Origin of the sequence: Roseomonas indoligenes, assembly GCF_017813365.1 — a bacterium.
GTDB classification, from domain to species: Bacteria; Pseudomonadota; Alphaproteobacteria; order Acetobacterales; family Acetobacteraceae; genus Roseomonas; species Roseomonas indoligenes.
The window spans coordinates 23,514-31,092 of sequence record NZ_JAGIZA010000033.1; the positions used below are offsets into that span (position 1 = coordinate 23,514).

Annotated in this window: 8 protein-coding genes and 1 pseudogene; 4 read left to right on the plus strand and 5 right to left on the minus strand. The window is 71.8% G+C overall.

All coding sequences use genetic code 11. The features are described 5' to 3' along the window. Positions 1-53: 53 nt before the first annotated feature. The gene (locus tag J5Y10_RS26180) at positions 54-1,325 is read left to right on the plus strand and encodes an amidohydrolase family protein (RefSeq protein WP_209377089.1); all 1,272 of its coding nucleotides are present in this window, start codon (positions 54-56) and stop codon (positions 1,323-1,325) included. Here the strand turns inward: J5Y10_RS26180 and J5Y10_RS26185 are convergent. Next, positions 1,312-2,292: a Bug family tripartite tricarboxylate transporter substrate binding protein gene (locus tag J5Y10_RS26185; RefSeq protein WP_209377090.1), complete on the minus strand. Its 981-nt coding sequence runs from the start codon at positions 2,290-2,292 to the stop codon at positions 1,312-1,314. The two genes, J5Y10_RS26180 and J5Y10_RS26185, sit on opposite strands and share 14 nt — an antisense overlap. Before the next feature lie 97 nt (positions 2,293-2,389). Here J5Y10_RS26185 and J5Y10_RS26190 point away from each other — a divergent pair, with 97 nt between their 5' ends. After that, on the plus strand, positions 2,390-3,289 hold the full coding sequence (locus tag J5Y10_RS26190) for a shikimate dehydrogenase (RefSeq protein ID WP_209377091.1): 900 nt from the start codon (positions 2,390-2,392) through the stop codon (positions 3,287-3,289). Positions 3,290-3,299: 10 nt separating this feature from the next. On the opposite strand, the gene J5Y10_RS26195 is transcribed toward J5Y10_RS26190, so the two are convergent. The 3 genes from J5Y10_RS26195 to J5Y10_RS26205 form a co-directional block, all read right to left on the minus strand. Beyond that, a complete protein-coding gene (locus tag J5Y10_RS26195; protein ID WP_209377092.1) occupies positions 3,300-3,959 on the minus strand; it encodes a TetR/AcrR family transcriptional regulator in 660 nt (219 codons plus the stop codon). A 62-nt stretch (positions 3,960-4,021) separates the two neighbouring features. After that, positions 4,022-5,032 carry an EthD family reductase gene (locus tag J5Y10_RS26200; RefSeq protein WP_209377093.1) on the minus strand — a complete coding sequence of 337 codons (1,011 nt, stop codon included), beginning with the start codon at positions 5,030-5,032 and terminating at the stop codon, positions 4,022-4,024. Positions 5,033-5,070: 38 nt separating this feature from the next. After that, on the minus strand, positions 5,071-6,135 hold the full coding sequence (locus J5Y10_RS26205) for an SDR family oxidoreductase (protein WP_209377094.1): 1,065 nt from the start codon (positions 6,133-6,135) through the stop codon (positions 5,071-5,073). A gap of 102 nt (positions 6,136-6,237) precedes the next feature. Here J5Y10_RS26205 and J5Y10_RS26210 point away from each other — a divergent pair, with 102 nt between their 5' ends. Next, complete coding sequence (locus tag J5Y10_RS26210; RefSeq protein WP_209377095.1) at positions 6,238-6,648, plus strand: winged helix-turn-helix transcriptional regulator; 411 nt, start codon at positions 6,238-6,240, stop codon at positions 6,646-6,648. On the opposite strand, the gene J5Y10_RS26215 is transcribed toward J5Y10_RS26210, so the two are convergent. Next, a complete protein-coding gene (locus J5Y10_RS26215; protein WP_342453030.1) occupies positions 6,645-7,241 on the minus strand; it encodes a TetR/AcrR family transcriptional regulator in 597 nt (198 codons plus the stop codon). The genes J5Y10_RS26210 and J5Y10_RS26215 overlap by 4 nt on opposite strands. A 119-nt stretch (positions 7,242-7,360) precedes the next feature. On the opposite strand from J5Y10_RS26215, the pseudogene J5Y10_RS26220 reads away from it, so the two are divergent. Next, positions 7,361-7,579: pseudogene (locus J5Y10_RS26220) on the plus strand (hypothetical protein); the annotation flags it as partial.

Here is a 7,579-nt window from a genome sequence, read left to right on the forward strand (position 1 = left end):
GCTCTATCCCCGGGGCGGGATCCGGCAAGGCCGGACCGGAAAAGGGGACGCCGATGCCGACGGATCTCGTGCTGCGGGCCGGTGCCGCCTGGACCGGGACCGGCGCGCCGGTCATCGACCGCGCGGAACTGCACGTCGAAGCCGGGCGCATCGCCTGGATCGGCCGCCAGGGCGAGCGGCCAGCGCCGGAAGGGGCGGGGGTGATCGACCTCGGCGCGCAGTGGCTGCTGCCGGGCTTCGTGGACGCGCACCTGCACCTCTGGGGCCTGGACCTGTCCGAGCCCTCTGCCCTCTGGAACTGGCCGCAGGCCTATCGCGCCGCGCGCGCGGTGGCCGATCTCGGCGCGCTCCTCGCGGGCGGCATCACCGCTGTCCGCTGCTGCGGCGGCCCCCTCGGCCCTTCCCTCGCGCGCGCCGTGCGGGAGGGCATGGTGGCCGGGCCGCGCATCGTCGCGGCGGGCGAGTTCATCTGCTCCCGCGCCGGCACCTGGGACCACGCGCAATGGCCGCAGCGCTGGGTGGAGGGACTGGGCATCTACGCCGACGGGCCGGAGGAATGCCGCCGCCGCGTGCGCGAGCGCGTCCGGCAAGGCGCCGACTTCATCAAGATCGGCGGTTCCGTCGGGGAGCACGCGGACACGATCCGCCCCTGGGGCGACGATCCCGCCCAGCTGCGCCTGTCCTACTCGGACGAGGAGGTGCGGACGGTGGTGGAGGAGGCCGGGCGCAACGGCCTGCGCGTGGCCACGCACGCGATCGGCGAGGCGGCCGTTGCCCAGGCCGTGGCCGCCGGCGTGCACAGCGTGGAGCACGGCCACGGTGCCGCGGAGGAGACGGTGCGGCGCATGGCGGGGGAGGGGACCTGGCTCGTCCCGACCCTGGCCCTGCCGGCCCTGCGGGCGGAGCGCGCACCGCCAGCCGTGGCCGCGGGATGGCAGCGCCACCGCGACGTGCAGCGCCGTTCCCTGGAACTCGCCATGCGCCACGGCGTGCGGATCGCCGCCGGCACGGACTTCGTCGGCCCGCCCTTCACGCCGCTCGGGCCCGACGCCGTGGAGATGGAGCTCCTGGCCGCCGCCGGCATGGCGCCGGAGGAAGTGCTCCTCGCCGGCACGGCGAACGGCGCGGCGGTGCTGGGGCTGGCGGATCAGGCCGGAACCCTCGCGCCCGGGCGCTGCGCCGACATCGTGGCCGTGCCCGGCGACCCGCGGCGCGACATCGCACTGGTTCGCCGGGTGTCCTTCGTCATGGCGGCGGGCACTGTCGTCCTGGACCGTCCGGAAATGCCGTCCGGCCCTACTCCCCCCACGCTTACTCGCCGGTGATGCCGCGCGTGCGGATCACGTCGCCCCACTTCGCGCTCTCGGCCGCCAGGTAGGGCGCGAACTCCTCCGGCGCGCCGGGAGTGAGGACATTGGCGGCGCCCTGCATGCGGGCGACCACGTCGGGGTCCTTCAGCGTCGCCAGCATCGCCGTGTGCAGCTTGCGGATCACCGGGTCGGGCGTTCCCGCCGGGGCGAGCAGCGCGAACTGCGAGGAGCATTCGAAGCCCGCCAGGCCGGATTCCGCGATCGTCGGCACTTCGGGCGCCAGCGGCGAGCGCTGCGTGCTGGACACGCCGAGCGGCACCACGCTCTTCGCCTGGATCAGCGGCAGCGCCGTCACGGCGTCCACGAAGGCCATCTGCACCTCGCCCGAGAGCAGCGCCTGCACCGCCGGCGCGCCGCCGCGGTAGGTGACGTTCAGCACGTCGATCTCGGCCATCTTCAGGAACAGCTCCGTTGCCAGATGGGCCGAAGAACCGGCGCCGGAGGAGGCGTAGGACATCTTCCCCGGCTGGCGCTTGGCCAGGGCGATCAGGTCGGCAACGGTCTTCACGCCGAGGGAGGGCGCGGCGCAGAGGAAGATCGGCGTCTCCGCCACCCGCCCGATCGGCGTGAAGGCACGCGCGTCGTCATAGCCCTTGGCCGGGAACAGGTGCGTAGCCATGGCGTAGGTGGAGTTCACGCCGAGCAGGAGCGTGTAGCCGTCAGGCCGGGCGCGGGCGACGGAAGCATGGCCGATCGTGCCGGAGGCCCCGGCGCGGTTCTCCACCACCACCTGCTGCCCGAGCTGCCGGCTCATCCCCTGCGCAAGAAGGCGGCCGACGAAATCCGTGGAGCCGCCAGGCGCCCAGGACACCACGAGGGTGACCGGCCGGCTGGGATAGTCGGCCTGGGCAAGGGCGGGCAGGGCGCGGGACGCGGCGAGCGCGCCCAGGCCGGCGCCGAGCGTGCGGCGGGTGATACGCATCCGGATGTTCCTCCTCGTCGCTCTTCAGGAGCGCGTTGCCGGTGAATGTACTAACTGGTACATTCCGGGCTCAAGAGAAAAGAAGGGAGCGTCGCGCATGTCCACCCCCATCGCCCGCCGCCACCCTGCCGCTGCCCCCTACACGCCCGGCGATTCCCTCCTCCTGGGCCTGATCGGCGCGGGAATCGGCCTGTCCCGCACCCCCGCCCTGCACGAGGCCGAGGCGGCGGCGCTCGGCATTCCCTGCATCTACCGCCTCATCGACATCACCCGCCTCGGCCTTGGGCCGGAAAGCCTGCCGGACCTCCTCACCTCGGCGGAGCGGATGGGCTTCAACGGGCTGAACGTCACCTTCCCCTGCAAGCAGGCCGTGATCCCCCTGCTGGACGAGCTGTCGGAGGAAGCCTCCGCCCTCGGCGCGGTGAACACGGTGGTGCTGCGCGACGGGCGCCGGATCGGCCACAACACGGACTTCTCCGGCTTCACGGAAGGCTTCCGCCGCCAGCTTCCCGGCGTGCCGCTGGGGCGCGTGGTGCAGCTCGGCGCGGGCGGGGCGGGGGCTGCGGTATCCCAGGCGATGCTGGCCATGGGCACGGAGCGGCTGACCCTTTTCGACAGGGATGCCGACCGCGCTGCCTCCCTGGCGGAATTCCTCAGCGCCCGCTTCGGCCCCGGCCGGGCGGTACCCGGCGCGGACCTGCCGGCGGCGATGGCCGCCGCGGACGGCTTGGTCCACTGCACGCCCACCGGCACCGCCGCCCATCCCGGCCTTCCGCTGCCGGCGGAACTGCTCCACCCCCGGCTCTGGGTCTCGGAAATCGTCTACTTCCCGCTGGAGACGCCGCTGCTCCAGGCGGCGCGGGCGCTGGGCTGCCGCACGGCGCATGGCGGCGGCATGGCCGTGTTCCAGGCCGTGCACGCCTTCCGCCACTTCACCGGGCTAGAGCCCGACGCGGCGCGGATGGAGGCGCGATTCCGCGCCCTCGGCGGGGACTGAACGGGACGCCTCAGGCCGGGCGCAGATAGGCCAGGACGGCCTGCACCAGCATCTCGCGCTGCGCCCGCGCCACAGCCGGATCCTGCAGGTCCCGCCCGAAGATGGCGCCCAGCGTGTGGCGGTTGCTCACCCGGTGGAAGCTGGCGCCGTTGATCAGGATATGCAGGTCCAGCGCGTCCACGCCCGGCCGGAAGCAGCCCTCCCGCTCGCCGCGCTCCAGCAGTTCCCGCACCGTCGAGACTACCTCCGCGTTGCGCTGGGCGATGGCGGCGCTGGCGCGGATGTGCCGCGCCTCCTCGATGTTCTCCACCGATACCAGGCGCACGAAGGTGGGGTTGGCGTGGTGGTGGTCGAAGGTGCCTTCCACCAGCCGGCGCATCGCCTCCATGGGCGGCAGCGCATCCAGCTGAAGCCGCCGCTCGGCGTCGCGGATGCCGCCATAGGCGCGCGCGATCACCGCGGCGTAGAGCCCGTCCTTGGAGCCGAAGTAGTAGTAGATCATCCGCTTGGTCGTGCGGGTCCGCGCGGCGATCTCGTCCACCCGCGCGCCGGACAGCCCCTTCTCCGCAAAGGCCGTGGTGGCGACATCCAGGATCTCGCGGCGGGTCTGTTCCGGGTCGCGCTGCCGGGCCTCCTGGCCCAGCAGCGCCGTCTCGTCGGATGGTGGCATGTCCCGGGCAGCTTAGGCGATCGCCCGCCCCCGGCCCATACGGAACCGCACCCTGGCCGCTCCTATCGCTCCGTCGGCAGTTCCGGCAGCAGCCGGTTGATCACGGAGTAGTTCAGCGCCGTCCAGAACTCGGAACCTTCGCCGGCAAGCTCCGCCTCATCCGCCTCGATCGCCGCGTAGTCCTCCGTCACAAGATAGTCCTCCACGTCGTTCACCGAGGCGAAGGCGAGGACGGAGATCCCGTCGATCCGGCTGCCCTCCGGGTCGTCCTGCGTGGAGCCGATGTTGTGCAGCTGCGCGTAGCGGCGGACATAGGCGTGGGTCGCGGGCTTCGACACCAGCAGGGCCGCGTGCTCCTCCAGCCAATGCCGCTGGAACTGTTCCCGCGAAAGCCGGGGCTGCCGGACATGCAGCTTCACGAGGCTGATCGGATCCCGGTGCCGCTCGCTCGCCAGGATGATGTGCTCCCGCGAGATTCCGCGCGTGACGGTGCGGAAAGCCGTGTGCTCATCCGCGATGATGCGCTGGGCGTACTTCTCCTGCCCGAGCGTCCGCTGGATGCTCTCCTCGTCCGGATAGGCGATATAGGCCATCCCGTCCCAGCGCGGCCGACCATAGGCCGGCACCCGCGCCTGCGGATCGCCGACCAGCCTCCCATCCGCCTCCGCCATGGCCGCATAGGGCGGGCGAAAGAAGGAGGACGGGCCACCGGGGATCCGGTGCAGCTGGTCGTAGCGAAGGACGGGCTGCGAGGTGCTGCCCGGCTCCTCATAGGCGAATTTCGGCCCGTGGACCTTCCGCCAGTACTCGTCCCAGTGCTCGAAGGCGAGGTTGCGGTCCGGCTCCAGCGCCAGCGCCTCCGGATGCCGGTCGGGATGCTCCACCTCCCGCCCGTCCCGGCCGACGGAGGCGCCCTTGTCATGGGGCCTCTCCGCCCAGGGCGTCGCGTCCACCCGCGAGACGAGAGTGGGCGTGACGATCAGCGGCGCCGTGGTGGTGCGGAAGCCGCCCTGGTACGGTGCGCGGTGCGGCATGTCGGACCGCGCGGCCGCCGCCTTATCGTGAACCTTCATCGGAATCCTTCCGCCATGCTTTCGGCCACAACGCCGCGTCAGGGAATGATCCGGGCCTCTCGCAGCGTCTTGAACAGGTCGAAGAAGGCCTCGTCCGTCGCCTGGTAGTCGAGGAAGCCGAGCTTGCGGCTCTTGCCCATGTCCGTGACCACCTCGATCGGCCGGCCCAGATCGGCATCCGTGTGCCAGGCCGAGGCAAGGCGGCCCAGGTCGGGTTCCACAAGGCCGTGGCGCTCCGCGATCTCGCGCCACGCCGGGGCGGCATCGGCCAGCTGCGTCTCCAGCGGCGTTCCCTGGCCAGGGAAGGGGGCGGGCTGCAGGCCGAACCATTCCGCGATGCGGGCCCACATCCAGCTCCAGCGGAACACGTCGCCGTTCACGACATTGAAGGCCTGGTTCCGCGCTGCCGGGGTCGTGGCGGCCCATTCTAGCTGCCGCGCCAGCAGCCGGGCATCCGTCATGTCCGTCAGCCCGTTCCACTGCGCCGCGGAGCCGGGGAAGAGGAAGGGCCGGCCCGTCTCCCGGCACAGGGTCGCGTAGGCGGCGAGGGTGACGCCCATGTTCATGGCATTCCCGACCGCGTAGCCGATGATCGTGTGCGGCCGGTGCACGCTCCAGCCGAAGCCGTCCCGCGCGCTCGCCGCGAAGACCTCGTCCTCCTGGGCGTAGTAGAAGTTCTCGATATCCAGCCGCGGCTGCTCCTCGTGGAACGGCGTGGCGGGCAGGGTTCCCTTCCCGTAGTTCTCGAACGGCCCGAGATAGTGCTTCAGCCCCGTCACCAGGGCGACATGCGCGACGCTCCCAGCGGGCCGCAGCGCATCCAGCAGGTTCCGCACCATGGCGGCGTTGACCCGGATGTTCTCCGCCTCGGTTTGCTGGCGCAGCCAGGTGGTGATGAAGACATGGGTGGGGCGCCAACCTTCCAGCGCCGCCTTCAGCCCGGCAGGGTCGAGCAGGTCGGCCGCCACGGGCTGCAGCCCTTCGATGTCGCCCGGCGGGCGGCGCGCGAGGCCGCTGACCTGCCAGCCCTGGCCCAGCAGCCGCCGGGCCAGATTGTTGCCCACGATGCCGCTGACGCCCGCGATGAGTGCCGATCCCGTCATGCTCAACCTCTTCCGCTCGATCCGGCCCCGCAGGTAGGCGGCCCGGCCCGGCACGGCTAGAAGGCACCCCACTGGGACATAGTCACCCTAAGGTGCCCATCGATGCGCGAGCCGGACCCGACGATCCATGAGGAGGACTGCGCCCCGCGGCGGGTGCTGGAGCTATTCGGCAGCAAGTGGACGAGCATGGTGCTGCACGCGCTGCATGCCCTGCACGGCGGCACCTGCCGCACGGGGGAGTTGCAGCGCAGCCTGCCCGGCATCAGCAAGAAGATGCTGACCCAGACCCTGCGCGAGATGGAGCGGGACGGCCTGCTCTCCCGCCGCGTCTTCGACGTGGTGCCGCCCCGGGTGGAGTACAGCCTGACCCCGCTCGGCCGCGAGTTCATCGAGCCGATCGAGATGCTCTACGAGTGGGGCCGCACCCATGCCGAGGCGCTGGACAGGCTGGGCCAGCGGCCCCGCTCCAGGCGAAGGCCATCGGTCCCGGACGGGGGCGCGGAGAGCGGCTAGGCGCCTTCCGGCGGCACGGCGGATGCCAGCAGCTGCTGCCCCGCCCGCTCCAGAGCCGCCGCGGCCTCCCCGGCCCCGAGATAGGCGGCGGAGGAGAAGGCCCCCTCCGTCAGCATCATCAGGGCATCGCCCAGCATCTCCGGATCGACCACCCCCGCCTCGGTGCAGACCCGGCGCAGCGTATCGCGCATCCCGCGCTTGTAGGTGTCGGCGACCTTCCGGGCCGGATGCTCGGGATCCGGAAACTCGGCGATGGCGAGGCCTAGCGAGCAGCCCCGGAAGCCGGGCTGCCGCAACTCGTCCGCCGCTGCGGCGATGAAGGCCGCCGGGCGCTCCCGCGGGGGAAGCTCCGGGCCCAGCGCCTTGTGGTACCAGGCCGATTCCTGCTCGCAGTCGTCGCGCAGGATGCAGGCCACCAATTCGTCCTTGGACGGGAAGGCCCGGTAGAGGCTGATTTTCGTGGTGCCGGCCACCCGGCACAGCTCCTCGACCCCGGTAGCGCGGATGCCCTGTCGGTAGAACAGGTCCCGGGCCACCTCCCTCAGGCGCTGCGCCGCCGATCGGCGCTGCGGGGTCGCGGACACTTCGCTCACGGTCACCTCTCCGTTTCGCCGGCCATCATGCATTGTCCGGCAGGGCTTGTAATGTTACCGACCGGTTCGTATCAATAGGAACGAACCGGTCGGTATCACCCGACCCCCGGAGATTGGCCATGCCGACCCCCATCCGCAAGGGCCCCACGCGCAAGGGCCTCGTCCCCCTGGCTCTCGCCCTTGTCCTGCCCCTGCTCCCGCTCCCCGCCCTGGCTCAGCCCGCGCCGCCCACGGTCACGGTTTCCGAGCCCGTCCGCCGGAACATCACGGAATGGGAGGAGCACATCGCCCGGCTCGAGCCCTCGGCCCGGGTGGAACTGCGCGCCCGCGTCTCCGGC

Coding starts and splice junctions, on each gene's coding strand:
- J5Y10_RS26180 (WP_209377089.1), top strand. CDS start 54: ATGCCGACGGATCTCGTGCTGCGGGCCGGTGCCGCCTGGACCGGGACC.
- J5Y10_RS26185 (WP_209377090.1), bottom strand. CDS start 2,292: ATGCGTATCACCCGCCGCACGCTCGGCGCCGGCCTGGGCGCGCTCGCC.
- J5Y10_RS26190 (WP_209377091.1), top strand. CDS start 2,390: ATGTCCACCCCCATCGCCCGCCGCCACCCTGCCGCTGCCCCCTACACG.
- J5Y10_RS26195 (WP_209377092.1), bottom strand. CDS start 3,959: ATGCCACCATCCGACGAGACGGCGCTGCTGGGCCAGGAGGCCCGGCAG.
- J5Y10_RS26200 (WP_209377093.1), bottom strand. CDS start 5,032: ATGAAGGTTCACGATAAGGCGGCGGCCGCGCGGTCCGACATGCCGCAC.
- J5Y10_RS26205 (WP_209377094.1), bottom strand. CDS start 6,135: ATGACGGGATCGGCACTCATCGCGGGCGTCAGCGGCATCGTGGGCAAC.
- J5Y10_RS26210 (WP_209377095.1), top strand. CDS start 6,238: ATGCGCGAGCCGGACCCGACGATCCATGAGGAGGACTGCGCCCCGCGG.